The 336-nt window shown below is 48.8% G+C and carries 1 protein-coding gene; it reads left to right on the top strand.

Annotation, left to right across the window (positions count from 1 at the left end):
- A partial coding sequence (locus ACNKXV_RS13735; protein ID WP_417908289.1) for an ATP-binding cassette domain-containing protein occupies positions 1 to 336 on the top strand: 336 nt, incomplete at its 3' end.

The following is a 336-nucleotide window of genomic DNA, read 5'->3' as shown; positions in this document are numbered from 1 at the left end:
ATCTACAAAGGCCGCCGTGTGGTCAATGACATCTCTGTGCAAGTGGAGCAGGGTGAAATCGTGGGGCTACTTGGTCCCAATGGAGCCGGGAAGACCACTTCATTTTACATGATCGTGGGTTTGATTCAGCCCAACGAAGGAAAAATTTTTCTGGAAGATCAAGACATCACCGGCTTACCCATGTACAAGCGCGCAAAGCTCGGGTTGGGATATTTGGCTCAGGAAGCATCTGTTTTCCGCAAGCTTTCTGTGGAGGAAAATATCCTGGCTGTGTTGGAAATGACCACCATGCCCAAGGCTCAACAAAAAGAGAAAATGGAAAGCCTCTTGGAGGAG

This window comes from Christiangramia aquimixticola (assembly GCF_048285835.1).
In the GTDB taxonomy this organism is placed as follows: Bacteria; Bacteroidota; Bacteroidia; order Flavobacteriales; family Flavobacteriaceae; genus Christiangramia; species Christiangramia aquimixticola.
The sequence above is the reverse complement of the archived record's forward strand: the minus strand, read 5'-3'. Positions and strand labels throughout refer to the sequence as shown.